Raw genomic sequence first — 21,902 nt, 5'->3', positions numbered from 1 at the left:
GTCACTTCCTCGCAGCCGCCGGCAGGATCCGGGGCTTTCCGGCCTTCGCGCCAATCAGCAGCGAAAGCGCCTGAAGTCGCTGGTTTTTGCCGCCGACCGGCGTCCACGCGATCTGCAGCGCGATCGCTTCGCACTTCTGCGAGCTAACAGGCACGTGTGCGTTGAGCTGCAGTCGGGGCATGGTCTGCGCCGACGTGCATTCGGCTGCGGTCCACGTGCTGGTCCAGGTGCTGGAGCCCGTCAGATGGTCGTTGTAGGCGGTAAGCACAACGTCGCTGCTGGACGCCTGCACCAGCTTCTCGAACAGAACGCCAACGTCCCACACCCGCTGGAACGACTGCACGCCCGACAGGGCCAGCGGCCCCGTGCGAAGGGTAACGGTCGGGTACGTTGCGTCTGCGTCCACATACCCGCTCTCACGCAGGACAACGCCCGACGTGAGCAGCATAGCGAACCGGTCCGGCTCGCCCGACCACGCTATCATCGTACCGCCAACGGCCGGGGGATACGCGCCCGCCGCATTCTTGGGCATCCACACGTGCCACTGATCCATCAGTGTGTTCCACACCAGAACGCAGCTGGTGGCGATTGCCGACTTGGTGCAGACCACGCGCAGCTCATGATCGTCAGGCGAGTACGAAACGGAGTTGATGATGGGATAGGTATGCAGCGTGTCGTAGACGGGGAGGCTGACGCACTTGACCTGCATCGAGGTCTCGACCACGTACAGCAGACCGTCGTTGCCCTGGAACGTGACGCCACCGGGAAACACACACACGCTCCGGGCGTCCACGCACCCGTGCTCGCTCGACACCGGTTGCGGGTCTGACAGGTCGCTGTTCTGGTTTGTGTCCGTGGGGCCCGAACCAAAGAACACCGATATCTCATGGCGCCCGAACGCAAGCAGCTTGCCGTCCAGCGAAGCAAGGGCCATAAGCTCGGACCCGAGCACGCGCGTGGACAAGCGCTCGTCGAACCCCTGCCCCTCGCGCAGTGACGCCAGCTTCGACAGCCAGATTCTGTCAACATCGTCACATGAGATACCCCATAGGCGGTTGTTGTGAACCGCAACGTGCCTGAACGCTGGCGGGGCCTTGTTCGGAAGCACGTCACCGTTCGTGTACAGCTGCCTTCGAGCGATCAGCGTTGCCGCCGTAATGGTGCCGATGTCGCTGAATACGCAGGTGTGCGCAGCCGGGTTGCCCTGTGCCGTGCTTACGTGGTAATAGACGTACCCGGCATCGAGGGTGCGGTACATCTCGATCTCGACCGGGTAGCTTGCGTCCGACAGGTCCATCCGGGTCGTGGTGCAATACTGCGTGACGTAGAGCGCAACCTCGTGCGAGCCGTCGGCCGTTGCGCGCAGGTACGTTGGCGCGGACCTGTGCAGCACGCCCCTGTCATCGCGGTGCACGAAGCAGAATGCGTAGCCGTAGCTTCCGGCGGGCAGTGCCCCGGCAACCGCTGTCACTTCGTGCACCGCGCTCGGGTAGTAGTGAAACCCGTACTCCCCAACACGGTCTCCGCAGTAGCAATTCGGAACCCCGCCGCTCATGATGAGTTCGCCATCCTGCTCAACCCCAAGCGGGGCGTATTCCGGCGTCCAGTCGAGCGCGTACAGGTCGAACCCTTCCTGCTGCTCTGCGGGCGTCGCTGCAACGGACAAATTCTCACTCAGCAGCGAGACCGCGGACACGTAGCCAACGGTGCACAGGTTCAGCCCGATCGGCATCGACTGTGTCCCGCCAGGCTGCGCTTGAGCCCATGCGATGCGCGCAACGGGGCGCATGGGCCACGCAGCATCCGGGACCTCGAACAGGTACGCGGCGTGCTGCGGCGGATTGGTAAGGACCAGGGTCCCTGTGCCGACAGATGTTGCGGGGGCCAGATACCCGACCACGTAAAGGCGGGTCCCGATCCACCGCGGAACGCCCATCGCCTGCACGTGGTAGGTGGTCGATACCGTTGCAGACACCACGCCCGCGTTGTTCGTGATCGTGGCCCGGGTCTGCGCCGGGCGGGCAGTATCCGCGTTGATGCTGCAGACCACGCGCGCCCCTACGGCGTTGATGTACGTCATTCCCACAACACGGGTCATGGGCACCGCTGCGGTGTACACGTCGGCGTCAAGCTGATTGTCCCACGACAGCGCAAGACCCAGCAGGCGGGTCGCCTTCGCGATGCGCAGCCCGTTCGGGGTCGGGGCGCAATACGATGCGTACAGGCAATCGCCGCTTGAGTCGTAGCAGATAGTCGCGACGCTTGTCGTGGTGAAGGTAACCGCTACCGAGTCCAACACCATGCCCGCTGTGTCAATCTCAGCCATCACCGCAGCGCCCGCGCCCGCGCCAGTATAGATGGCGATAGAGCGCGTGCTGGACATCGGCTGCACGTCCCACGGCGTATTGAGCGCGAGGGAAACAACGGTGACCTCGGCAGACCACGTGATCGGCGCGGCAACGTCTACATATCGGAAGACAAGCTCACGAGCCCCGCCAACGATGTTGATTCGCGTGTACCAAACAACGACCTTCGTTGTCGACGGCAGGGCGAAGATGCGAACCTGCGACGAGAGCGCACAGACCCAAGTCGTAGTTTCAAGGCGTGCGCCCGTGATCTCGTCGGTAAGCCGTACGTGGACGTAGCTGCCCGCGGCTCCGGCCACCGGACCAACCCAAGCATGCGCGTACATTCCGCTACACCACGTTGCGTCGCAGTTGCAGAGCTGCGCGGGGAATCCCTTCTCACCCGGGATGCGCTTGGCAATGGTGGCCTCGCTGATGTGATCCACCGCGCGCCACTTGTCCGCGTCTGCAACGTAGGTATAGATCGCGTTGCCGTCGTCCAAAAGAATCTCGTCGCCGCAGCGCATGAGGCGCCGTGCGTTCACCACGCTGCTACCGTCGAGGCACGTTGCGGCCATGGCCGCATACCCGGGCCGCTGCTCAATGGTCCCCACGTCGACAATGCGGGCGTTGGTCGCCACGGCGAACTTGCCCGCGGGCGTGCCCATGCTGCCGGCGATTTCGTCCACGCCAGCTCCGACCGGGATGTTGATGATTTGGCGCTGCAGGGGCATCAGAACACCCTGATCTTCGCCACGACCGTGAATCCGCCGGCGTAGTAGAGGGTAAGGGTTCTGGTGTCCCAGGCGGTGCGGTGCAGAAGCGGAGCGCCTCCGGTGGCGTCCAGCACGAACCAGCCAATCGGTTGGCGCCCGAGCTTGTGAGAGAAGGTCTGGGCCGCCGCAGCGGTAAAGGTCACAGTGACGTCCACACCCGCGAAGCCTTGCGCCTGCGCCGCCTTGTTGCGTTCGCGGGCATCTTCGAGCGCCCTCTGCGTGTCCGTGTCTTTCACGCGGACTACCTGCAGCTCAGTGCGATCACTCGTTGGCATATCCGAACCCCCGCGGGCGCGTGCGGCGCCTTCGAGTGATCTGCACAGGCCCGTCGGCAACACGCTTAGGGGCGCGTCGCTGAATGCGGTCCTTGAGCCGAGCGAGTTCGGCCAGCCATACGGAGGGATCGGCCTCTTCAGCCCCGGCCAGTGCCGCGAGACAGGCCGCTACAATGTACCTTTCCCAGCCGTTGCAGCCGTCAATCCTGGTTCCGCCCGCCGTGATCTTCGCCGCACACGGCACGTAGTGGACGGTCATCGTGTACACCCCGTCGGGGGCTGGCGCGATGATGAGCTTTGAGCCGGCGCGGTTGTAGATCGGCTGGATTCCGAGAGCCCTCCACGAGGAGTTCTTGCACGCGGCAAGCGTGGCCCGGATGGCGAAGTAGTCCGCCGGGTCCAGAATCACGTCCGTGCTCGCGTCCAGCGCAATCTGCACGCCGAGCACGTCGAGCACGTCGCGCTCCGCGCCGCCCCCAGTAAGGTCCAACTCGTACTCGCTCGTGCCGGCGACGGTTGCGATGGTCAGAGTGCTGCGAAAGTACGGTTGCCCGTACGCCGCAATCAGCAGGTCATACAGCTCGGAGTAGTACGTGTCGATGAGAGAGAGGATCTCGGCAGACGTGACCGCGGTGGAGCCCGTGAGCCCCGCTTCGGTGCGGATCTTCGTTTCGAGCTCCGTCGCGGTATACGTGCGCATCTAGCGCCTCCTCAGTCTTCGGCCTCTGCGTCCTCCGACTCTCCTGCATCGCAGCACATGGCGATTGCGCGCACGGCTTGCGCCGCTGCCCCTTCGTCCTTGGCCGCGATGGCGCTCAGCAGCGCCTTGCCCATGGACTTCCAGTCGGGCGCTTTCTCGACTGTCACAGTGACGGTCGCGGCCGGCGAGTCCTGCTCACCGGCCAGATCGTCCAGAAGCGCCGCCGAGGGTTTCACTTGACCACCGTGGGCAACTGGCTCGCGGTGAACTTGATCACCACTTCCCCGGCCGCCGTGAGGTCGATGTCCTGTGCGACGCCGGCAGTGTCCACAAGCGTGAGCGTGATAACCGCCGTCCCGGCAGTGTGCTCCAGGTAGCCGTCCAGGCGGGCCGCGCCCACCGGGGAATTGACGTGCGTGATTCCGCCGAGGGCAACGATCGTGTCCTTCAGCGTGAGGGTGAAAATGCCCTGCGCGGCGCGGACCACGCTCGACACCATTGGGCCATAGATGAGAGACGGAACGCCCGCGCCCTTCGGACGGAAGATGATGATGCACTCGACCTGCTGCGAGGCAGGGGCGAACATCGGGGAAAGGTTCTTCAGACTCATGGCTAGCTCCTTTCGGCTTGGGGGAAGCCCCGCGGCCACCCCCTCGCCATGGTCATCAGAAGTCGACCCGCATAATGTTTCCCGGGTCGCGATCCTTCATGTTCGCGTAGCTGGCCCACCTCATCTCCACCTGGTTCTCGGTCGACACCGGGTGCCAGATGTTGCCGTCCAGCGTGCGCTGCATGTGGGGCGCGCCGCTCGGGCTGGAGTGGATGGAGAAGTCCTCCAGGTCCAGGAAGTAGTCGGTTCCCACGGGGCAGATCGGATCGGGGATGATCTCCAGCACGCCGTTGGTCGTCGGAACCGCGAGCGTGATGCGCTTCGATCCGAACGCCTTGTCCGACGAGTCCGTTGCAACGAAGGTCGTGCGTCCCGCGGCCTCGCGTGCGGCGATGCCGAGCCGGTAGGGGTTGCAGACGATCTGCTTGAGCTTCAAGCCGAGGTTGGCCGCTTCCGTGGCCGCGTCGATCCACGCATCCTCGACCGTTCCGCCACTGGCCGCCTTGCGCACGCCCGCGAGCTTGGTCGGGCTCACGCTACGGTTTGCGCCGTAGAAGTTGTCGGCGCCGCCGGGTGCCGAAGCGGGACAGTACGCGTCGAAACCGGCCCAGCCGATTCCGAACTGCCCCGGGAGGAACACGTAGTCATTGGCCGCGATGCCAGCAACCACGTCGTCCCAGTGCAGGGCGCCGGTGACATCGCCGGTCTGGTAGTCGATCGCCGTGATGACCTGGCTGCCGACGTGAACCGCGCCGCCGCCCGAGCCGTCGGTGTCGTCAAATTCGAGAGTCTGGCCGACGCGGAGGCGTGCCGCCATCTCCTTGTTCGCAAGCCTGATGGTTGCGGTGTTGACGGTCGTGGTCGCGCTCAGACGCGCAATCGCGCCGCCGCCGTTGCCGTAGATTTGCGCGGCAAGCGAGGCCGCGAACGCCTTCTCTGTGCTCGACGTTTCCTCAGTCACTGCCGAGACAAACGCCGCCTTGCCCTGCTTGGCGACGTCCAACAGCTCCTGGTCCAGCCGGTGGACGGCCAGCAGCGTCTTGCGGGTCAAGCTGACCTGCACAACGTGAGTGTGATCGATCAGGGCCTGCGCAGCCGCGATCGTGTTGGCAACCGCTTCGTTCCCGCTGTACTTCCAGTCGAACGTGAGCGGGCCGCCGACGAAGTTTTTCTTCTGGCGACTCAGAAGCCGGCGAGCGACCTCCGACTCGGTGTAGACGCGATCGACGATGCGCTCATCGTCGTAGACAATCTCAAGTAGCCTTGCGTACTCGGTAGTATTCGGGACGGTCATGGGGACCCTCGCGACGACTCGCGCGGGTCCGACATCCCTGTCGGTGGTTAGCCCTTGCGGTCGTCCTCTGCGATCAACTGAGCAAGGCGCTCTTGGTAGGAGAGCTTCCGCGGGGTTGCCGCGTCCGCTACGTGGCCGTGCTCAATCGTCCTGGGTCTGCCGTCCGTGTGACCCGTAGGTGAAGCTGCCGGTGCTGCGTTTCCGATGCCCTGCGCGGCCCTCTTCTTTGCCGCTGCGCGTTCGTAGTCCGCTTGCGCCTGGGCCTGCTTCCTGTTTTCAAGCATATCAAGCGCGACTGAAACGTCAAGGACGTTTTTCGTGGCGTACTCCTGGCCGTGCTCTGCGCGCTTTTTGGAGTAGTCCTCCGTGAGCTCGTGCAGGACCTGCCCCACCACCATGCGCGGGTCGTATCCCGCGAGCACCGGCCAGCGGTCCGACTCCTTAGTGAACTGCTCGGTTACGTACCTGTACACCTCGCCCTGCTCTTGCTCGCGAATGCGCCTCTGTTGCGCCTCCTGCTGCTCTGCCTGCGCCTTCTGGCGCTCCGCATCCTGCTCGGCCCTGAAGGCGGCCAGCTTGCGATCCGCCGCTTCCTCTGCGATCTGCTGCGGAGTCTTGTCGGTTGTGGTGTCGGCCACCTGCTTGGACAGGGCGAAATACAACTCATGGAAGGGCCTGCCCATGCGCGCGGCCAGGTCGTGCACGGCGCCGATCACGTCGCCCTTGGCGATGGCGGATTCTAGCTTTTGCGCGGCCTCGACCTTGGGAGCCCACTCGGCCCGCTCGGTTCGCAGCGCTTCCTGCTCGCGTTTGAGTTGCTGTTGCATGCGCCACGCGCGGCCCTCCTTCAGCGCAGCGTCTGCAAGCGCCTTGTCCTGCTCGGTCTGCACTGGGGGCGTCTCTGGCGGCTTGTCCGCGGGCTTGTCGGGTTCGGGCTTGGCGGCGGGGGCCGGGTCCTCTGCCACGAGCGCGGCGATTCGATCGGCGTAGGACTGTGTCGGCTCGGCTGAGGTCTCCGGCGCCGCGGGCGTCTCGACTGTTGCCGGCGCTGGTGCTGCAGGCGCGGTAGGTCCTTGGGATACGGCGGGGGCTGCGGTCGTCATTGCGTCACCTCAGTGGGCATGGGCGCGGGGGCGCCCGGGGGCATCATCGCGTCAGGCGGCATCGTCCCGGGCGGCATCGGCCCGGGCGGCGTGGGTCCCGCTGCGGGGTTGGGCGGGGGTTGCGGCGGCGGGGCGGGCGGCTTGAGCTGGGCCGCGATCTTCGCGGCGTAGTTTCGGATCAGCTGCAGATTCGCCGCGGGCACGTCGGTGTATGTCTCGGCGCGCTGCAGCTCGGTCAGGGCAACAGCGCGGGCCGTCTCGAGGTCCTGGTAGTCCTCGGCCCACAGCTGCACGCCATCGTCAAGCATCTTGTCGACCTGATACCGGGCCAGATCCAGCGAGGCCGTGAACGGGTCGGGTGCGGCGCGAAGGTCTGGATCGTTCAGCAGCGAAGATGCCATGCGCGGGTCCATCAGGCCCGACTGGATGCGCTCCTGCACAGCGGCCACGCGACCGCCGGGGGCTTCGTCCAGGTACGACTTGGGCGCGACGCTGAGCACGTAGGAGTCCCGCGCCGCGCTCACGTCGGACCACTTGATCGTGCGCAAACTGCGGTTGTCGGCGTAGCGCACCGAGAATCCCGGCACTTCGAGCGCAAGGTCTTCCGCCGCGTCCAGGATCAGGTCGCAGCAGTCGAGCATGAGTTGCTCGTACGCGCGTTCCAGGTAGCTGAACCGCTCCGTCTCGCTGTCCTTGAAGACGCGCAACGCCTTGCCGCTTGCGTTCTGCAGACCCGCGGGCAGCTGCGCATTGGCCGACAATTGGGAAGCGCCCCAAATCTGGTACATGCGCTCCACGAGCGACCAGATCCACTGGTAGACCTCGGGCGCCACGGCGGGGATCACGATGGGCGTGGGCGGGTTCACGCCCGACCACCGAAGGACTTGGTGCGACAGGTTGGAGACCTCGGCAACGTTCACGTCCCCATCGGCCTGGATCAGGATCATGCAGTGGCCGCCGAGCTGGTGGCCCTCGCGAATCTTCTCCAGGCCGTCGTTGATTTCGAGCTGCAGCCCTTCGAGTTCATCGCAGATAGACGTGCCGAAGAACCCCACCGGCTCGGGCTCGGCCACGAACCGCGCCATGCTGAAGCGGTCGCGCGTCCAGGGCTTGTCGTACAGCGTCGCGCCCTCGATTGCGATGACGTGGCGGCCGTCGTCGGAATGCTTGCCGCTCGGCAGGTGCCACCCCTCGACGATTCGAATCTGATCCGTGTCGTCGCCCTTGAATCCGAATATGGGATCGCCGTGCGATTGGTTCGCGCACAAGATGGCATCAGTCACCTGCTGCGATGTCGCGTCCGTGGTGTACAGCGCGCGGGCGCGGGCGCGATCCATGTGGGCTACCTGCAGCCTGCACCGGGGCTCTCCGTAGTGGCTGTCCTGCTCGGAGACGGGCGACTCCCACGGGTAGACCACGCCGGCCCGGAGCTTCTCGCCCTCGAAGTCCGGGTACACCTTGATGTCGCACTCGCCGCAGATGAGCCCTATGTCCATGGTGCGCTGCATGTGTCTGTAGAGGCCAATCTCGCGAATGGCACCCATCAGGAACTGCTGCGACTGGTCCGCGGACTTCTGCTGCGCACGGGATGCGCCGTCCGTCGTCGCCCACGGTGCGGGGCGGGACTTGCAGATGCGGGCGCGGGTGGAGCGCTCGATCGACGCCAGCACGTTCAGCGAGATGATCTCCCCGTTCGGGGTTCTGAGCCAGCCGCGGTTGGCACTCGTGCCCGGGAGTTCTTGGCGCCCGTTGAACATTTTGAGGTTCCAATCGTACTTCTGCTTTCGCGACTTCTGACCGGCGGCCGTTGCGTCATAGAACGCAATCAGCGCATCGGCTACGCGCCGCCCGCACGTATCGTTTCGGTCCTCTTCCTTGTCCGCGGTCCACCACCGCATGGACGCCATCGGCACACGTACCTCATCCATAGTCATCTCCGTTTCCACCACGGGACGGACGCGATATGGTCCTCCCGATCCATCATGATTTGCTCTTCTGTCCTGGTATCGAGCTTCACCGCGGGCGCACGCAGGTATTGGCGGCACTCGCGCCACCCGTAGATCAGTGCATCGGTGGCGTGGTCCGCGAACCGCGCGTCGAATCCGTCGCGCTTCTCGTTCCACTGCAGCACGTTCAGCTCCGCGATCAGATCCGCACACTCGGGCCGCACGATCGCTACCTTGCCCGTGCGAAGGTCGCCGGCCAGTAGCTGCACGTACCCGAGCTTGTCCTGCTTCTGCACAGGCTGCACGGGCAGGCCGAAGCGCTGCTGAATCTCTTTGATGTACCCGCCGCCCAAGCCGCCGTGGTCCATCACGATGGCAAGCGGCGCGTGCTTGGCGACCAGGCGCGCGAGCTCGACGCCGATGTCGCTTGGTGTGAGCCCCGCGTGCTTGCGAGCGTAGACGGGATATGCCATGCCGCCGACGATGTAGCCCGTGACAACGAAGGCCGTAGTCTCGCGCGTGGTGCTGGTGCCGAGGTCAACGCTGATGACGTGGCGCAGCCCGGGCGGGGGAGCGTCCACGAAGTTGCGGGCCGGGTCGAGGTCGAACACCATCGCGCTCGTGTCGCGCGCCCACACGCCTTCATACTCTCGCAGGTAGGCGGGAGTGTCTTTCGTCCAGCCGTACTCTGCCATCGCTTCAGCGAGCAGTCGCTCAGCCCTTCCAGCGAAGTAGGGATTGTCCCGCATCGTGGCGCGGTAGATGTGCCCGGCCCACGCACGCGCGCCCTCGCACGCCTCGTAGAACTCGCCGGCCAGGATGGCACTGGGCGTGCCCGCGAACCACAGGTCGCCCTCGTAGTCACGCAGGCGCGGCCCTAGCACCTCCTGCACGAGATACGCGAGCCGCCCCGGGTCGAACGAACCCGGTTCGTCGATGATGACCCGCGAGAACGGACGGCCACGTAGGCGCTCGACCGCGTTCTCTGCGTCGGCGCCGCTTATCTCGATCCTGCTTCCGTTCGGGCACTCGGCGGTCATCACGCTCGCGGGCATGGTCATCCCGAGCGTGTACCGTGAGTTGTACTCCAGCAGACTGGGCCACAGGTTCGCGCGGCACTGCTTGCCCGTCAGCGACAGATACAGCGCAGTACCGCCCGGGTGCTTGGTCGCCGCTTCCAGCAGGCCCGCGTTGCTCACGAACGTCTTGCCACACCTGCCCGCGCCCAGGAAGACCTTGCGCTTGGCGGTGTCATCCAGGATTGCGAGCTGCGCCGGGTACATCGTGCCGCGCCAAGGGAACGCCCAACGCCCCCTGCGGCGCAACTCCGACAGCGCGAGCGGAAGCGGATTGGTCACGCGGGGGCGTCCTCGTGCGGCACCATCTCTGCCACGTTCGAGATGGGAATCAGGTGCGGGCGCCCGTCCGGGCCGACCGCGAGCACCATGCGACGCTTGTCATCGTAGGACAGTTCCTTGACGGCACATGCGCCTGCCGAGCCTTCCTTGACCGCGGATGGATCCATGAGATCGGTTGCGGGCTGCGTGAATCGTCTACCGAGTTGGATAGGGGTACAGAGTTTCGCGGTATCGAGCTTGGTGAGCATTGCCTTACACTCCAATCAGCAGCCATGGCCGATACGACCATGCGTCAGGAACGATTGCGTCCGAGTAGTCCGTCCGGTGCGAGTACAGTGCGCGCGCGGACCGATCGATCTTGGCCGCCTCCAGCAGCGCGCGGGCCACCCCATGCCTGCGCATGCGCCTGCGGACGTGGACGTAGTGGACCCACGGCGGGCTACCCGGCGTCCAGCAGAGCCAGCCGCAGATGACCGTGGGGTCTGCCTCGTGCGTGGCAATGGCGACGCGCGACCGTGACAGCAGGCGCCCCGCGAGCGCGCGCCAACGCGGGAAGAATTCGGCCCTGGGGCACTCGCGTACGCGCCTGTCTGTCGTGTGCTCCAGGTACCCGTCGCTGGTAGCCGTACCGAGCCACGTGGAGTAGATCCACGCGAGGTCATCGGGGGCGGCGGGGCGGATGATCATGCCCGCCCCAGTTGTTTGCGCGCCTCGGCCTCGACCAGTTCCAGAAGCTCGCGGTCGGACATCAGGGTCACGCTGCGGGCGTCGATCTGGATCGCAGCCTTGTCCTGGAGCTCGCCCGTCACGCGACCGAGCAGCTCAAGGGCGCCCTTGGCTTCACGTAGGTGCGGCGCCACCGACTTGATTGCCTCGATGGCCGCGATCGTGTTCTTGGCCTCGCGCGCCTCCTCAACAATCTCGCGGGCCTGCTCCACGAACCATGCCGCGTCGTCCCGGTGCTTGATCACCTGAGCGAGCAGCGTGTCGGCGGCGGCAACCTCGGCTGCAGCCTTGGCCTTGGTCAGGGCAGCGGGGATGTGATCGCGGTGGCGATCGAGGTTGCTCTTGCTCGTTCCGTACTGTCCCGCGATGTCCCGCAACGATGTACCCGCGAGCATCGCCGCATCGATGTCGCCCCGCTTCGGGTGCGCGCAGATGGTGCAGGTGCGGGGCATCAGCGGCGCCTCCAACGGATCCAGATCTCTGGCTCGCCCTTGGGCCCACGCTCCTTCGGCCACCACACAAGAGCCCCATCGGTGAAACACCGGCCTACATTCTTCGCCAAGTCGCGCACCCCATCGCGCAAGTCTGCTGCGACTTCAACCCGACTCTGCCTCTTTCGCGGCCGTACCACGTAATACCACTGCTCCTCGGTCGTCGCCGGGTAGTGGGCAGCCGTCTCCTCGAAGAACGCACGCAGGTCTGGGCGCAACGGCAGGGGCAGGGACCTGTTGCTCATCGTCTCCCTCCCCCCTCCTCGCCCGTGCCGTCCCACCAGCGGGGCTTGGAGGTGTCGCCAATGAGACCCATTGCCTTCGCAACACGCACCAACTTTTCTTCCTCGGCTTCGATGTATTCGAGGTGCGCGGACTTGAGCACGTCTTCCCGGGCATCCATCCAGTCCGCCTGTGTGCGCAGCGCCGTGCCGCTCTCCGGCTCCGCCTCAATGCTTACCCGCACGGGGCCAAGGGTGAGAACTCCGACTCTGTTGACTGCCTTCTCCACGGCTCGGGCCAGGTCGTCTGCGTGCCACCCGCTCGGATCGTCATCCACATCGAACTGCACCGTTGCTTTCATGAGAAGAAACGAGCCTCCCACTCCCGCGCCCTTTGCTCCGCTGCCCTCATGGCCTGAAATCTGCTGTCTCTCCAACCAGAGAACGTGCGGCGCTTGCCCCTGCGCTTCAGTTCGACGGTGAATCGCCACCTTCCGCCGTATTCGTGCTGCCCAACCCACAAATCGGAGTGAAGGAATAATGCATCGTCTTTCCACAGTGGGAACATCAGATCTACGTAGTGCACAACGATCCAAGGAACCATAGGATCCTTTCCGTCTGGATTTCTCATCCCGCTTTCCTCCCTTGCTCGACAATCACCCATGCGCCTTCTTAGGAAAGAACGCATCCACCATCGCCCGAACCACGGTCACAAAAATATGATCCTTCGCTCGCTGTTCGGGGGGAAGCTCAGCATACGACACGAAGCACGGGTGTTCTTTCTTGTCCGGGTCCTTCGTCGGCCCGTGCTTCCACCCAGCTGCGGCCTTCTCTGCAAGCCACGACTCGTGCGACTGTTCAGGCGTGTTGCCGTTCAGAACGCCCTGCACGCCGTTCATGGCGCTGGACTTCTGCCAATCCGGCGCTTGCTCCCACGGGGGTTGTGACGTGTCGCCATGGGCAAGGCACCATGCCCTGTTCGCTTCGTGAGCCGCTCTTGCACATGCTTCAATCGTTGTGTCGTTCATTGGTTCAGTCTCCTGTGTTCGTGTTCAACAATCACCTCGGCCATCATCGCGTCCGACCACTTCGCCGGTATCAGCGTCGCGGCCCGCAGCAGTGCCTCCCGGGCATCGTCGAGGTCGTAGCCGGTGTTGCGCATCAGCAGTCCCTGTGCCCGTGCCACCTCGTCTGCAGCGGCCTCGGGCAGGGGAACGCAGGACAGGGCGATGTGCACGGCGCGCTGGTAGGCGCGGCGGTCGTGGGTCATCGCTGGTTTCCTTCCGCGCCGAAAGTCGAGTCCCCGAACAACCGGATCTCTTCCCGCAGCGCACCGATGACATCGGACGGAACCCGGCCGCCCTTGTCGATGTGCTCTTGCAGGTGTTCGAGAATGCCCGTGCGCGTGTCGTAGAACTCCGGGCCGTGCAGGGAGCACGAGCAGCACCGGAGCATGCCGTTGATGTCGTGGTACACGTAGACGCTGCTGCGTTCGGAGAATCGGCAGTAACTCATGACTCGCCCCAGTGCATGTTCACGAAGTGATAGGCGCGGATGAACCATCGGCCGTTGGGCAAGATTCGGAAGTATTCGATCTCCCCGCTTCGAACGGTGACACGCCGCATCCCGTCCATGTCGAAGATGGGCATCGGAATCATATCGCCCTCCCAATCCCGGCCACGAGCGCGCGCGCTGCCCGGGCCTGTTCTGCTTGCTCAGCGGGCGTGAGGTCTGTTGGCTGCTCCGACACGGGCGCCTCCCGTTCGACGTGCACCGGCCTCGGAACGTGCCGGATGCGGTCCCGGGTCAGGGCGTTGGTCTGCGCAATGCGGCGGGCGGCTTCGAGGGATGGGTCGGGTTCTGCGGAGGCGACAAGCGACGGCCTCGAATCCAGGGCCTTGCGGATCCAGTTCCGGAACGTGGCGTCCCAGTCGGCCATGCGCCAGCCCTTGCCCGCGGCGTAGTCTCGCATCCGTTCCGCCTGGTCCTGCACCCAACCGGCGTTCCGGCCTCCCTCTGTCTTGGCCTGCTCGAAGTGCTCCAGCGTCGGGGTCCACTCCCGGGGCAGCAGGGTCCGGATGGTCCGGGGTCCGGTCCGTGAGCGCTTGCGCGATCCGTCTGCGTTCCCCTCTTGCGAAGCAAGGGGGGTAGGGGGGATCTCTGGATCTGTATGGGGCCGGGTCGGGACGGGAGGGGTGTGACACATGCGTTTGTCACTGTGTGACTCACGCGTGTTGTCACGCTGTGACACTGGCCGTGACTCACACTGTGACCGATGCCGTGACTGGCGTTCTGCGTCCGCTGCGCGCCGGGCCATAACCTCTTGTCTTGACGGGGAGTAATCGAGGAAGCCATGGATCATCCACCCGCCCTCGACCGGCTCCCACAGACCCCGCGAGTATGTCGGTGGAATGCACTCGACAAGCTCCCTGACAATGCTCCGAACGTGTCGGTGAGATGACAGCTTGGGCAGCATTGACTCGGGCACAAACCCGTCTGTCAGGTGCCGGTTGGCGTACGCGATGGACCGGAGCCAGAGCGCCACGGCGGGGTCCGAGCACATCAGGACCTTGGGGTGGTCCGGCCAATCGTCCGACATCTTGCTCCAGGTCACGCTACCCTCCTATCCATTCCTGCCAAGCCGTGTTGCACACGGCCATTCCCGACCCGACTCAGCCGCGCCTCTCCTGCCCCGCCCGTCCGCACCAGTCCTCACTGGGCCTTGCCGTGCCATTCCTGCCTTGCCTGACCGCTCCGGAGCATGCCCCACCGCTGTGCGGTATGCCTCGCCCGGCCTGCAAATCCGTACCGAGCCTTGCCGCGCCGGAACAAACCCTGCTTTGCCCTGCCTGCCAGCCCCAGCCCAGCCCGGCCTCACCATGCTGTGCTGCGCCCCTGCGAGCCACGTCCCGCCAATCCTGCCGCGCCCTACCCGGCCTGTCCGTGCCACGCAAAACCAGGCCGGTCCTGCCAATCCTAGCCGCGCCAGTCCACGCCGTGCCCGACCGAACCAGGCCAGGCCCGGGAGTGCCTCTCCTGCCATGTCAGGCAACACGTTCAAATCGCCCCCAACCCAGAGCACTCGAACGCTCCGGTCTTCCCTCGCACAGGCCAACACCCCAGCCCGCGTGATCCACGAGCGCAAGCAGCTGCTCCTCGCTGACCAACCGCGGGTTGTACTCGACCACAACGCGAAGCTGCCATTCGGGGTACTCGGGTCGGTATGCGAGCCCCCGCGTGTTCATGCCGATGGTGACGGCATCCTCGCGCATCGTCCCAACCGCGGGCGAACCGTCGTGCTTCTCGACGGGCACGAGCGCCGCGGCGGGGTCGTCTGCAACCGCCACGAAGATCGCCTGCCGCAAGGCAACCTTGGTCAGGTCGTCGAACGCGGTCGCTGCGCTGATCAGCGACTTCTTGATCGCCGTGATCGGGATGCACTCCCGCCCCTGCGTGTCGATGTACTTCGCGGCCTCGCATTCCTCGGCGGGCCGGCGCTCCTCCTTGGCCTGCTTCGCTTTCTTCTGTTGCTTGTCGCGGATCTCTTTCTTGGCCTTCTCCGCGAAGGCGTGGACCACGAGCAGACTTCCGGGCCTACCCCGAAGCGTGATCGCGATCTTCTGTGGTCCTGCCAGCGTCGTTGGGTGCGTCTGTGCCTTGCTCATTCTGCTACTGCTTTCTCCGCATGGTTGCGGCGCATGCATCCTAACCCGCGCTCGGGTGCATGAGTCGCGCTCACGCCGCCACCTCCAGCCCTCGCTTGACTCCATCAATCGCTTCCCTCGCGTCGTGTGCCAGCACGTATACGCCGCCGGATAGTTCGTGCTGCACCTGCCACGCCTGCTGGTCAGGCTCCTGCCACTTGCCGGGGACCTTCACCTCAACGGCTACCCATCGGCCATCGACACAGCCGACGATGTCCGGCCCTCCGTTTCCAAGGCCGTACACGACGAAACAGCCGCCCTTGCGCTTCACCTTGCCCGTGTTGTTCCGGTGCCACCACGCACCGGGTGGGGGGAACGCGAGCCTGAGCACGTCGAGCACGGTGCGGCTTATCTCAGTCTCCGTCACGTTGAGACTCCTGTCCAGATTCGGATATGGGAAGCTCGATCTGCTTCATCTTCCGCCGCCCCTTGCGGTAGTTCTCGCCCTGCGTGTTGTACTCGCACAGGATGACCGGGCAGTTGCTGCACGACGTCCAACCGTCCGCGCACCCGCCGCGGTGAGGGTCCAGGGGGCCGGGGAGGTCGCTCACTATTCCTCCACCGCCGCCGCCAAGGCCGAGTCGTGTCGGAACTCCACCATCTGCGGCGCCTCTTCGGCGTACAGCAGGCCACACGCCCTGCACCGCGGGCCCTTCACGCGCCAGGACAGGCCGCAACACGCTGGGCAGGGCTTGCCGCTGCGACGGGCCAGGGACAGGGCCTCGCGCGCTACGGTGGCACGCATGATCTGGGAGCGACGGCACTCCCTGCAGGTTCGCTGGGAGCCGTCGTAGGCCGACAGGCGGCGCCAGCGGTCACACGCGGGGCAGTGGCGGAGGTGTGGCATTCGCAGCCCGGGCTTCATGCGTCTGTCCCCGTTTTTTCTCGGGGTTGGACGGCCGCGAGTGCGGCTTGCTCCTCCTCGGTGAGCCACGACTCAGCGGGGACCGCGCCGCCGGTCCACCGCTCAATGGCCGCGCGTCGGGACGCATCTGGGCGCTTCGCGCCAGTCAGATAGTAGAGGACAGCCACGTGACTCGTGCCGATGGCCCGCGCAACGGCGACTTTTCTGAGACGATGCTCCTGCAGGTAGGCGGTCAGGAGCGCCCGACCGCGCGACGAGGTTACCATGCCCCTGACCGTATCCCCTGCTACCCGTGAGCGCAACCAAAAAAAGTCAATGCGGTAACTTTTTTTTGCTTGACCCCGCGGGTCACGCGGGTTACAAGGGGATCATCACAAGGAGGATCCCATGCAGCGCTACCGCCTCACGCCCGCCGCAATCCGCATCCTAGCGGCACACGACAGCCGCCGCACCCTGCAGCAGCTCCAGCAGCAGATCACCCGGGAGAGCGCTCGGCAGCACCGGATCGGGTTGGTGGCATCATGACCCGCCCCTGGGAGCAGGTAGAGCGTGCCGTACGTGCCGCCCGTGATGACCTGGAGATTGCGCACGGCCAGGGCACTGGTGGCAGCGCGGCGTGGGAGGTCGCGAAGCGCCTCACCGAGCTGCTCGACATGCTGCAGCCGCGCGTGGTCGATGAACACACGCAGGAGGTGGAGCCGTGAAAGACAACCGGGACTGCTACATGTGTGAAGGCTCCGGTACGTACCGCGACGCGGACAACGTCAGCCACCCGTGCATCTGCACGCTCCGGCCCGTCCGCGGCCACATGGAGGACTGCGGCTGGGTGGACGACCCGGCCGAGGATGAGGACCGCGAGCCTGCGCCTGAGCCTGAATACGACGGGCCGATGCCTGAATGCGAGGCTGCGGAATGAAAATCAAGGTAACCAAAGGTCAATCGTTTCGATCGCTGCTGATTGATGTTCACGCGTGCCACGAAGCCCGCGAATGGGTGGGGCGCAAGTCGCTGCGCTGCGCCTACCACGGCTGCAAGCGCGCCGAATGGATCTTGTGGCTGGCGGGTCGGCTGGGTGTCGATCGCAAGGTGCTTGTGTTCGCTGCGTGCCAATGCGCGCGAACCGCGCTCCAATACGTCAAGGCCGGCGAGACGCGGCCCCTGAAGGCGATCGAAACCGCGGAGGCATGGTGCCGCGGCGATGCCGGCGTAGCGCCGGAAGATGTGCGGAAGGCCGCCGCCGCCGCCAACGCCGCCGCCTACTACGCCGCCAGCGCCGCCGACGCCGCCGCCAGCGCCGCCGCCAGCGCCGCCTACTACGCCGCCAGCGCCGCCGACGCCGCCGCCAACGCTGCCAGCGCCGCCGCCTACGCCGCCTACGCCGCCGCCGCCGCCGCCAACGCTGCCAGCGCCGCCGCCTACGCCGCCTACGCCGCCGCCCGCGGCTCTCCGCAGCGGAGCGCAGCGCGAGCCGAAGCGCTCGCGCGCTGCGCGGAACTGGTGCTTCAGCACGTTCCGCTGAAGGCCATCGAGGATGCAATTGCGAAGAGGAGGGCACCATGACGCCGCGTGAGGCCGCCGTTGCCGCCTGCACCGAAGCGGGCATCATCACCGACGATCCGGTGCGGGACCGGGGCGCCGTGGCCGCGCTTGTGGCCGAGCCCGCAAGGTCCAGGGTGCTTGCGGCGATCGAAGACTTGACCCGTGCCGAGTACGACTCGGTCGACGCCGTCAACATCTCGACGCTCAAGTCCATGGCCGTCAGCCCCAGGCACTACCAGCACGCCCTGTCCTGCCCCCGCCCCGATACGGACAGCATGCGTCTAGGCAGGCTGATGCACGCCATGGTGTTCGAGCCCGACACGATCGACGCGCACTGGGTTGTGTGGGACGGTGGCCGGCGGGCGGGCAAGGAATGGGAAGCGTTCCTCGCAGCCAACGTCGGCAAGGAACTGATCCGCGCCCCCGAAGACTGGGAAGCCGCCGAAGCCGTTGCCGCCGCGGTCCAGGCCCATCCCGTTGCGTCCCGCTACCTGCGGTCGGGCAAGGCCGAGCAAACCCTGCGCTGGACGGATCGGGATACCGGCCTTCTGTGCAAGGGCCGCGCGGACTGGATCGCGCCGTCCGCGGATGTGGTGGACCTCAAGACCACCCGCGACATCTCGCCCCGGGCCGTCCAACGCGGCCTGGTCGCGCTTGCGTACCACGCGCAGGCGGCCTTCTACTGCGACGGGCTGGAGGCGATGGGCCACGGCCCGCACGGGTTCTGCTGGATCTACGTCGAGCAGTCCGCGCCCTACGACGTGGCCGTGTACACCGCGACAACCGAGGTGCTCTCGGCGGGGCGTGACCTGTACCGCGGTTGGCTGGCGCGCGTTGTCGAGTGTCGCGCGTCGGGCTGCTGGCCCGGGGTTGCGCCGAGTGAACTTCAAATGGAGCTGCCAGCGTGGGCCGTGAAGGAAGACGGGTCCACGGATGAAGTTTCGCTGATAATCGGCGGAAGGGGGGTGGCACTGTGAGAGGCCATTTCACCCACAGGGACACCGTGGGCGGCAGAACCACCCCAGAATACAGGACGTGGGCGGTCATGCTGTCCAGATGCACAAACCCGAACTTCCCAAAGCACAAGTGCTATGGGGCAAGAGGGATCGGAGTGTGCGACAGGTGGCGCAGCTACGAGAACTTCCTTGCCGACATGGGAAGGAAACCATCCCCGCTGCACTCAATCGATCGCATCGACAACGACGGGAACTACGAGCCCGGTAACTGCAGGTGGGCCACATCGCTTGAGCAGGCGCGAAACAAGCGAAACACCATGCACATCGACATGGGCGGAAGGATCGTGTGCCTGCGCGAGGCGTGCGAGATCCTTGGACTGTCCTACAACACGGCTCAGCGCCGGCTCAATGCCCTTGGGTGGAGCGTAGAAGACACGCTCTCGATACCCGCTGGGGCGATTCGCGGAAACCGATATAGGAGGCACACATGCGCGTAGAACTGATGTTCCCAAGCCGCTATTTAAAGGCCGCAGACTTCGGCGGAAAGTCCGTCACCAATACGATCGCCAGCGTCGCGATGGACGAGCTGCAGATGCGCGGCGGCAAGCACGAAACCAAGCCGGTGATCACGTTCTCGGACGCCAAGAAGATGCTGGTGATGAACAAGACCAATGCGATGGCGATCGCGGAACTGCTCGGACCCGAAACGGACAACTGGACCGGCAAGCGGATCACGATGTTCCCTACCCGCGATCGCATGGGAGGCAAGATGGTGGACTGCATCCGCATCAAGGGCAGCCCGGACGCCGTCAAACACGATAGCGACGGGGTTGTGGTGGAGGATGAACTTCCGCCCGAACCCGAGCCGGCCGCCCGCGAGCCCGGCGAGGAAGGCTGACCATGCATCCCAACGCCGCTACGCCGTTCCTCCCCCTCTGCGGTGTAGCCGTTGCCTCTCAGCTACCCGGAGGTGCGCGTCAGTGAAACCACAAGGGGCACGAGCGTCTTGTGCCCCGCCTGCCCCGTGCCCATGCCGAGCGTGGGCGCGACGTGTCCCGGACCCACGACTGGGCACCGCTGATAGCGAGAAAGGAAATCGATATGGGACCTTGTGATTTTGGATGGGCGTTGATGCAGTTGAAGGAGGGCGCGAAGGTGGCGCGCGATGGCTGGAACGGCAGGGGGATGTGGCTCGTCATCTGCTTTGCGCCGAGCCTTCCGCACCCGGAGACGAGCGGCATGATTGCGCGACCGTGCATCGTGATGAAGGACGCGCAGGGGATGCTCGTGCCGTGGCTTGCCTCGCAGACCGATGTGCTGGCGGAGGACTGGGGAACCGTCTGATGATCCGTGGCCCGGCTGGTACATCGTAGCAGGCCAGCCGGGCACCGAAGGAGGATGATGATGATGAACGACCTTCCCAGCATCACCGATGAACGCGAACTGAATCCGTACATGCTCGACAAACGCGGGTCGCCCGTTCGCCGAATGACTACCGACGACTTCGCGGCACTGCTGCGCAAGATTGGCGAGCAGCACCCGATCATGATCGGATGGCGCACGATCCTTTCCGAGTTGCTAGCGCCGCCCGAGGTGGCGAAACTGCACGCCCGCATCGACGAACTTGAACAGGCGTCGCTGGGCAGGATCAAGCCCAACAAGATGGCGACATCCGCCCCGCCGGCCGACCACCACCCCAACTACCAGCCCCTGCACCCCGCCCCGCAGCCGAGCGGGGAGGCGGTGGGGTACATGTCGCAATATGCAATAGACTACTTGGCGGACTGTCGCGCCAGGAAAGGCGTGTCGAAGCATTGGCAAGCGATCGACGCGGAGCCGAAAGGATCCGTTTGCGTCCCGGTATTCACCCACCCCTCCCCTTCGCAGCCGGGAGCGGACGAGCAAGCGGCAGACTACGCGGCAAAGAGGACGGAACTGGAGCGCGCTCTTGCAGCCGCCACCGCCCGCGCCGAGGCTGCGGAGAAGCGGTGCGCGACCCTCGAATCCCAGCTTTCGGAGGCGCGCGAGGCATGCCCCATCGTCCGCATGCAGGACTTCATGCACCTGGACGCGCTGGAAGCCGCGCAGGCTCAGGTGCGCCGTGACATCGAGTACAAGTGCGAGTTGGAGAAGGCTCTTGCGGGGGCCCGGGAAGACCGCGAACGCGCAATAAAACAAACTGGTGATGTGTCGGTGAAGCTCGAAGAGGCGAAGCGTCAAGCGGCGGTGATCGACAAGGTGCTTTGTGACGTCCACGCCCTCCTCGATGGCATCGCCGTGTCGTTGCTGGAGCTGAGCCCAGAGACGCTTCCCAACGACATGACGCTGTATTCCAAACTCGCTCTCATCGAGACGGGCATTCGCAATCGCGAGTCACTGCGCCGCGAAGAAGTGCGTGAGCGCGACTCTGCCCGCGCCGAGCTTGCGGAGGCCCGCACCCGTCTGCAAACCGTCGTGGATGAGGCATGGGGGCCGCAGCCCGTGTTGACTCTGGACGAGCTGATCAGCGCGGTCGAGATCAGGGCGCACAAGCAGCGCGCCTGGTACGAGGCAGAACTGGCGAAGCTGCGAGCGGTTGTGGATAAGGCGAGGAAGTGGCGCGCATTGTTCAGCGGTCCCATCCATTCGGGGAAGTATTGGGACGCCAAGATCGCGCTAGCACAGGCCGTAGACGCCCTCTCCCCCGCCACGCCCTCCCGCTGCCCCGCCGTGATCGAGGGCCGCGCGTGCATACTTGCTGCTGGGCACGACCTGCCGCATACGGTTGTTTCGGATGATCCCGCCACGTACGGAAACGCGCCGGACGACGGCACCGATTGGAAGGCGACAGCCGACTCGTTTCGCAAGTTGGCCGATGCGTGCGACAAGCCCGCCAAGGAGGCCACATGATCTGCTACAAGCTCACCGACTCCAGCGATCAGTCCTACAACGGCTGCCAGTGGGGTCCCGGTGTCACGCACGAAACAGACGGCGCGAAGAATGACCTGTGCAAC

The 21,902-nt window shown here is 65.4% G+C and carries 34 protein-coding genes; 9 read left to right on the top strand and 25 right to left on the bottom strand.

Going from position 1 to position 21,902, the window contains the following annotated elements; genetic code table 11:
- Position 1 precedes the first annotated feature (1 nt).
- From WC683_09465 to WC683_09345, 25 genes are all read right to left on the bottom strand, one after another.
- Entirely contained in the window at positions 2-3,079 is a 3,078-nt protein-coding gene (locus tag WC683_09465; protein ID MFA4972829.1) for a hypothetical protein, read from the bottom strand.
- Positions 3,079-3,396 (bottom strand): hypothetical protein, encoded by a 318-nt coding sequence (locus WC683_09460; protein ID MFA4972828.1) that lies wholly within the window; start codon positions 3,394-3,396, stop codon positions 3,079-3,081. Before WC683_09460 ends, WC683_09465 begins: the two co-directional genes overlap by 1 nt.
- Positions 3,383-4,096, bottom strand: a complete 714-nt coding sequence (locus WC683_09455) for a hypothetical protein (protein ID MFA4972827.1) — start codon at positions 4,094-4,096, stop codon at positions 3,383-3,385. The genes WC683_09460 and WC683_09455 overlap by 14 nt, the downstream gene beginning before the upstream one ends.
- Positions 4,097-4,107: 11 nt before the next feature.
- Complete coding sequence (locus WC683_09450) at positions 4,108-4,332, bottom strand: hypothetical protein (protein ID MFA4972826.1); 225 nt, start codon at positions 4,330-4,332, stop codon at positions 4,108-4,110.
- Complete coding sequence (locus tag WC683_09445) at positions 4,329-4,706, bottom strand: hypothetical protein (GenBank protein MFA4972825.1); 378 nt, start codon at positions 4,704-4,706, stop codon at positions 4,329-4,331. Before WC683_09445 ends, WC683_09450 begins: the two co-directional genes overlap by 4 nt.
- Positions 4,707-4,761: 55 nt before the next feature.
- The gene (locus WC683_09440) at positions 4,762-6,000 is read right to left on the bottom strand and encodes a hypothetical protein (GenBank protein MFA4972824.1); all 1,239 of its coding nucleotides are present in this window, start codon (positions 5,998-6,000) and stop codon (positions 4,762-4,764) included.
- Positions 6,001-6,047: 47 nt separating this feature from the next.
- The gene (locus tag WC683_09435) at positions 6,048-7,103 is read right to left on the bottom strand and encodes a hypothetical protein (protein ID MFA4972823.1); all 1,056 of its coding nucleotides are present in this window, start codon (positions 7,101-7,103) and stop codon (positions 6,048-6,050) included.
- On the bottom strand, positions 7,100-9,031 hold the full coding sequence (locus tag WC683_09430) for a hypothetical protein (GenBank protein MFA4972822.1): 1,932 nt from the start codon (positions 9,029-9,031) through the stop codon (positions 7,100-7,102). The genes WC683_09435 and WC683_09430 overlap by 4 nt, the downstream gene beginning before the upstream one ends.
- 2 nt (positions 9,032-9,033) lie before the next feature.
- On the bottom strand, positions 9,034-10,407 hold the full coding sequence (locus tag WC683_09425) for a hypothetical protein (protein MFA4972821.1): 1,374 nt from the start codon (positions 10,405-10,407) through the stop codon (positions 9,034-9,036).
- Positions 10,404-10,655: a hypothetical protein gene (locus WC683_09420; protein MFA4972820.1), complete on the bottom strand. Its 252-nt coding sequence runs from the start codon at positions 10,653-10,655 to the stop codon at positions 10,404-10,406. Before WC683_09420 ends, WC683_09425 begins: the two co-directional genes overlap by 4 nt.
- A 4-nt stretch (positions 10,656-10,659) precedes the next feature.
- Complete coding sequence (locus WC683_09415) at positions 10,660-11,094, bottom strand: hypothetical protein (protein MFA4972819.1); 435 nt, start codon at positions 11,092-11,094, stop codon at positions 10,660-10,662.
- Positions 11,091-11,585 carry a hypothetical protein gene (locus WC683_09410; GenBank protein ID MFA4972818.1) on the bottom strand — a complete coding sequence of 165 codons (495 nt, stop codon included), beginning with the start codon at positions 11,583-11,585 and terminating at the stop codon, positions 11,091-11,093. The genes WC683_09415 and WC683_09410 overlap by 4 nt, the downstream gene beginning before the upstream one ends.
- Positions 11,585-11,869 (bottom strand): hypothetical protein, encoded by a 285-nt coding sequence (locus tag WC683_09405; protein ID MFA4972817.1) that lies wholly within the window; start codon positions 11,867-11,869, stop codon positions 11,585-11,587. Before WC683_09405 ends, WC683_09410 begins: the two co-directional genes overlap by 1 nt.
- The gene (locus WC683_09400) at positions 11,866-12,207 is read right to left on the bottom strand and encodes a hypothetical protein (protein MFA4972816.1); all 342 of its coding nucleotides are present in this window, start codon (positions 12,205-12,207) and stop codon (positions 11,866-11,868) included. The genes WC683_09405 and WC683_09400 overlap by 4 nt, the downstream gene beginning before the upstream one ends.
- The gene (locus WC683_09395; protein ID MFA4972815.1) at positions 12,204-12,476 is read right to left on the bottom strand and encodes a hypothetical protein; all 273 of its coding nucleotides are present in this window, start codon (positions 12,474-12,476) and stop codon (positions 12,204-12,206) included. The genes WC683_09400 and WC683_09395 overlap by 4 nt, the downstream gene beginning before the upstream one ends.
- A gap of 25 nt (positions 12,477-12,501) precedes the next feature.
- A complete protein-coding gene (locus WC683_09390) occupies positions 12,502-12,873 on the bottom strand; it encodes a RyR domain-containing protein (protein ID MFA4972814.1) in 372 nt (123 codons plus the stop codon).
- Positions 12,870-13,115, bottom strand: coding sequence for a hypothetical protein (locus WC683_09385; protein ID MFA4972813.1), 246 nt, complete (start codon positions 13,113-13,115; stop codon positions 12,870-12,872). The genes WC683_09390 and WC683_09385 overlap by 4 nt, the downstream gene beginning before the upstream one ends.
- Positions 13,112-13,360, bottom strand: coding sequence for a hypothetical protein (locus WC683_09380; protein MFA4972812.1), 249 nt, complete (start codon positions 13,358-13,360; stop codon positions 13,112-13,114). Before WC683_09380 ends, WC683_09385 begins: the two co-directional genes overlap by 4 nt.
- Entirely contained in the window at positions 13,357-13,503 is a 147-nt protein-coding gene (locus tag WC683_09375) for a hypothetical protein (GenBank protein ID MFA4972811.1), read from the bottom strand. The genes WC683_09380 and WC683_09375 overlap by 4 nt, the downstream gene beginning before the upstream one ends.
- Entirely contained in the window at positions 13,500-14,459 is a 960-nt protein-coding gene (locus WC683_09370) for a hypothetical protein (GenBank protein ID MFA4972810.1), read from the bottom strand. The genes WC683_09375 and WC683_09370 overlap by 4 nt, the downstream gene beginning before the upstream one ends.
- A 430-nt stretch (positions 14,460-14,889) precedes the next feature.
- The gene (locus WC683_09365) at positions 14,890-15,510 is read right to left on the bottom strand and encodes a hypothetical protein (GenBank protein ID MFA4972809.1); all 621 of its coding nucleotides are present in this window, start codon (positions 15,508-15,510) and stop codon (positions 14,890-14,892) included.
- A 70-nt stretch (positions 15,511-15,580) separates the two neighbouring features.
- Entirely contained in the window at positions 15,581-15,916 is a 336-nt protein-coding gene (locus WC683_09360) for a hypothetical protein (protein MFA4972808.1), read from the bottom strand.
- Positions 15,903-16,100 carry a hypothetical protein gene (locus tag WC683_09355; protein MFA4972807.1) on the bottom strand — a complete coding sequence of 66 codons (198 nt, stop codon included), beginning with the start codon at positions 16,098-16,100 and terminating at the stop codon, positions 15,903-15,905. The genes WC683_09360 and WC683_09355 overlap by 14 nt, the downstream gene beginning before the upstream one ends.
- A complete protein-coding gene (locus tag WC683_09350; protein ID MFA4972806.1) occupies positions 16,100-16,396 on the bottom strand; it encodes a hypothetical protein in 297 nt (98 codons plus the stop codon). Before WC683_09350 ends, WC683_09355 begins: the two co-directional genes overlap by 1 nt.
- A 14-nt stretch (positions 16,397-16,410) precedes the next feature.
- Entirely contained in the window at positions 16,411-16,680 is a 270-nt protein-coding gene (locus WC683_09345) for a hypothetical protein (GenBank protein MFA4972805.1), read from the bottom strand.
- A gap of 121 nt (positions 16,681-16,801) precedes the next feature.
- Here WC683_09345 and WC683_09340 point away from each other — a divergent pair, with 121 nt between their 5' ends.
- The 9 genes from WC683_09340 (at position 16,802) to WC683_09300 (ending at position 21,798) form a co-directional block, all read left to right on the top strand.
- A complete protein-coding gene (locus tag WC683_09340; GenBank protein MFA4972804.1) occupies positions 16,802-16,939 on the top strand; it encodes a hypothetical protein in 138 nt (45 codons plus the stop codon).
- Positions 16,936-17,118, top strand: coding sequence for a hypothetical protein (locus WC683_09335; protein ID MFA4972803.1), 183 nt, complete (start codon positions 16,936-16,938; stop codon positions 17,116-17,118). Before WC683_09340 ends, WC683_09335 begins: the two co-directional genes overlap by 4 nt.
- Positions 17,115-17,330 (top strand): hypothetical protein, encoded by a 216-nt coding sequence (locus tag WC683_09330; protein ID MFA4972802.1) that lies wholly within the window; start codon positions 17,115-17,117, stop codon positions 17,328-17,330. The genes WC683_09335 and WC683_09330 overlap by 4 nt, the downstream gene beginning before the upstream one ends.
- Positions 17,327-17,974, top strand: a complete 648-nt coding sequence (locus WC683_09325; protein MFA4972801.1) for a hypothetical protein — start codon at positions 17,327-17,329, stop codon at positions 17,972-17,974. Before WC683_09330 ends, WC683_09325 begins: the two co-directional genes overlap by 4 nt.
- 59 nt (positions 17,975-18,033) lie before the next feature.
- Positions 18,034-18,930 (top strand): PD-(D/E)XK nuclease-like domain-containing protein, encoded by an 897-nt coding sequence (locus WC683_09320; GenBank protein ID MFA4972800.1) that lies wholly within the window; start codon positions 18,034-18,036, stop codon positions 18,928-18,930.
- On the top strand, positions 18,927-19,406 hold the full coding sequence (locus WC683_09315) for a hypothetical protein (GenBank protein MFA4972799.1): 480 nt from the start codon (positions 18,927-18,929) through the stop codon (positions 19,404-19,406). The genes WC683_09320 and WC683_09315 overlap by 4 nt, the downstream gene beginning before the upstream one ends.
- The gene (locus WC683_09310) at positions 19,397-19,807 is read left to right on the top strand and encodes a hypothetical protein (GenBank protein ID MFA4972798.1); all 411 of its coding nucleotides are present in this window, start codon (positions 19,397-19,399) and stop codon (positions 19,805-19,807) included. Before WC683_09315 ends, WC683_09310 begins: the two co-directional genes overlap by 10 nt.
- A gap of 203 nt (positions 19,808-20,010) precedes the next feature.
- The gene (locus WC683_09305; GenBank protein ID MFA4972797.1) at positions 20,011-20,253 is read left to right on the top strand and encodes a DUF2829 domain-containing protein; all 243 of its coding nucleotides are present in this window, start codon (positions 20,011-20,013) and stop codon (positions 20,251-20,253) included.
- Between the two features lie 60 nt (positions 20,254-20,313).
- Positions 20,314-21,798 carry a hypothetical protein gene (locus WC683_09300; GenBank protein MFA4972796.1) on the top strand — a complete coding sequence of 495 codons (1,485 nt, stop codon included), beginning with the start codon at positions 20,314-20,316 and terminating at the stop codon, positions 21,796-21,798.
- Positions 21,799-21,902: the final 104 nt, after the last annotated feature.

The sequence above is a fragment of the bacterium genome (assembly GCA_041648665.1).
Taxonomy (GTDB): domain Bacteria; phylum UBA10199; class UBA10199; order 2-02-FULL-44-16; family JAAZCA01; genus JAFGMW01.
This window is presented reverse-complemented; position numbering and strand designations above follow the sequence as displayed.

What these genes read in the sequence shown, in the direction of transcription:
- WC683_09465 (MFA4972829.1), bottom strand. Translation starts at nt 3,079, where the DNA reads ATGCCCCTGCAGCGCCAAATCATCAACATCCCGGTCGGAGCTGGCGTG.
- WC683_09460 (MFA4972828.1), bottom strand. Translation starts at nt 3,396, where the DNA reads ATGCCAACGAGTGATCGCACTGAGCTGCAGGTAGTCCGCGTGAAAGAC.
- WC683_09455 (MFA4972827.1), bottom strand. Translation starts at nt 4,096, where the DNA reads ATGCGCACGTATACCGCGACGGAGCTCGAAACGAAGATCCGCACCGAA.
- WC683_09445 (MFA4972825.1), bottom strand. Translation starts at nt 4,706, where the DNA reads ATGAGTCTGAAGAACCTTTCCCCGATGTTCGCCCCTGCCTCGCAGCAG.
- WC683_09440 (MFA4972824.1), bottom strand. Translation starts at nt 6,000, where the DNA reads ATGACCGTCCCGAATACTACCGAGTACGCAAGGCTACTTGAGATTGTC.
- WC683_09435 (MFA4972823.1), bottom strand. Translation starts at nt 7,103, where the DNA reads ATGACGACCGCAGCCCCCGCCGTATCCCAAGGACCTACCGCGCCTGCA.
- WC683_09430 (MFA4972822.1), bottom strand. Translation starts at nt 9,031, where the DNA reads ATGGATGAGGTACGTGTGCCGATGGCGTCCATGCGGTGGTGGACCGCG.
- WC683_09420 (MFA4972820.1), bottom strand. Translation starts at nt 10,655, where the DNA reads ATGCTCACCAAGCTCGATACCGCGAAACTCTGTACCCCTATCCAACTC.
- WC683_09415 (MFA4972819.1), bottom strand. Translation starts at nt 11,094, where the DNA reads ATGATCATCCGCCCCGCCGCCCCCGATGACCTCGCGTGGATCTACTCC.
- WC683_09410 (MFA4972818.1), bottom strand. Translation starts at nt 11,585, where the DNA reads ATGCCCCGCACCTGCACCATCTGCGCGCACCCGAAGCGGGGCGACATC.
- WC683_09405 (MFA4972817.1), bottom strand. Translation starts at nt 11,869, where the DNA reads ATGAGCAACAGGTCCCTGCCCCTGCCGTTGCGCCCAGACCTGCGTGCG.
- WC683_09400 (MFA4972816.1), bottom strand. Translation starts at nt 12,207, where the DNA reads ATGAAAGCAACGGTGCAGTTCGATGTGGATGACGATCCGAGCGGGTGG.
- WC683_09395 (MFA4972815.1), bottom strand. Translation starts at nt 12,476, where the DNA reads ATGAGAAATCCAGACGGAAAGGATCCTATGGTTCCTTGGATCGTTGTG.
- WC683_09390 (MFA4972814.1), bottom strand. Translation starts at nt 12,873, where the DNA reads ATGAACGACACAACGATTGAAGCATGTGCAAGAGCGGCTCACGAAGCG.
- WC683_09385 (MFA4972813.1), bottom strand. Translation starts at nt 13,115, where the DNA reads ATGACCCACGACCGCCGCGCCTACCAGCGCGCCGTGCACATCGCCCTG.
- WC683_09380 (MFA4972812.1), bottom strand. Translation starts at nt 13,360, where the DNA reads ATGAGTTACTGCCGATTCTCCGAACGCAGCAGCGTCTACGTGTACCAC.
- WC683_09375 (MFA4972811.1), bottom strand. Translation starts at nt 13,503, where the DNA reads ATGATTCCGATGCCCATCTTCGACATGGACGGGATGCGGCGTGTCACC.
- WC683_09365 (MFA4972809.1), bottom strand. Translation starts at nt 15,510, where the DNA reads ATGAGCAAGGCACAGACGCACCCAACGACGCTGGCAGGACCACAGAAG.
- WC683_09350 (MFA4972806.1), bottom strand. Translation starts at nt 16,396, where the DNA reads ATGCCACACCTCCGCCACTGCCCCGCGTGTGACCGCTGGCGCCGCCTG.
- WC683_09345 (MFA4972805.1), bottom strand. Translation starts at nt 16,680, where the DNA reads ATGGTAACCTCGTCGCGCGGTCGGGCGCTCCTGACCGCCTACCTGCAG.
- WC683_09340 (MFA4972804.1), top strand. Translation starts at nt 16,802, where the DNA reads ATGCAGCGCTACCGCCTCACGCCCGCCGCAATCCGCATCCTAGCGGCA.
- WC683_09335 (MFA4972803.1), top strand. Translation starts at nt 16,936, where the DNA reads ATGACCCGCCCCTGGGAGCAGGTAGAGCGTGCCGTACGTGCCGCCCGT.
- WC683_09325 (MFA4972801.1), top strand. Translation starts at nt 17,327, where the DNA reads ATGAAAATCAAGGTAACCAAAGGTCAATCGTTTCGATCGCTGCTGATT.
- WC683_09310 (MFA4972798.1), top strand. Translation starts at nt 19,397, where the DNA reads ATGCGCGTAGAACTGATGTTCCCAAGCCGCTATTTAAAGGCCGCAGAC.
- WC683_09305 (MFA4972797.1), top strand. Translation starts at nt 20,011, where the DNA reads ATGGGACCTTGTGATTTTGGATGGGCGTTGATGCAGTTGAAGGAGGGC.
- WC683_09300 (MFA4972796.1), top strand. Translation starts at nt 20,314, where the DNA reads ATGATGAACGACCTTCCCAGCATCACCGATGAACGCGAACTGAATCCG.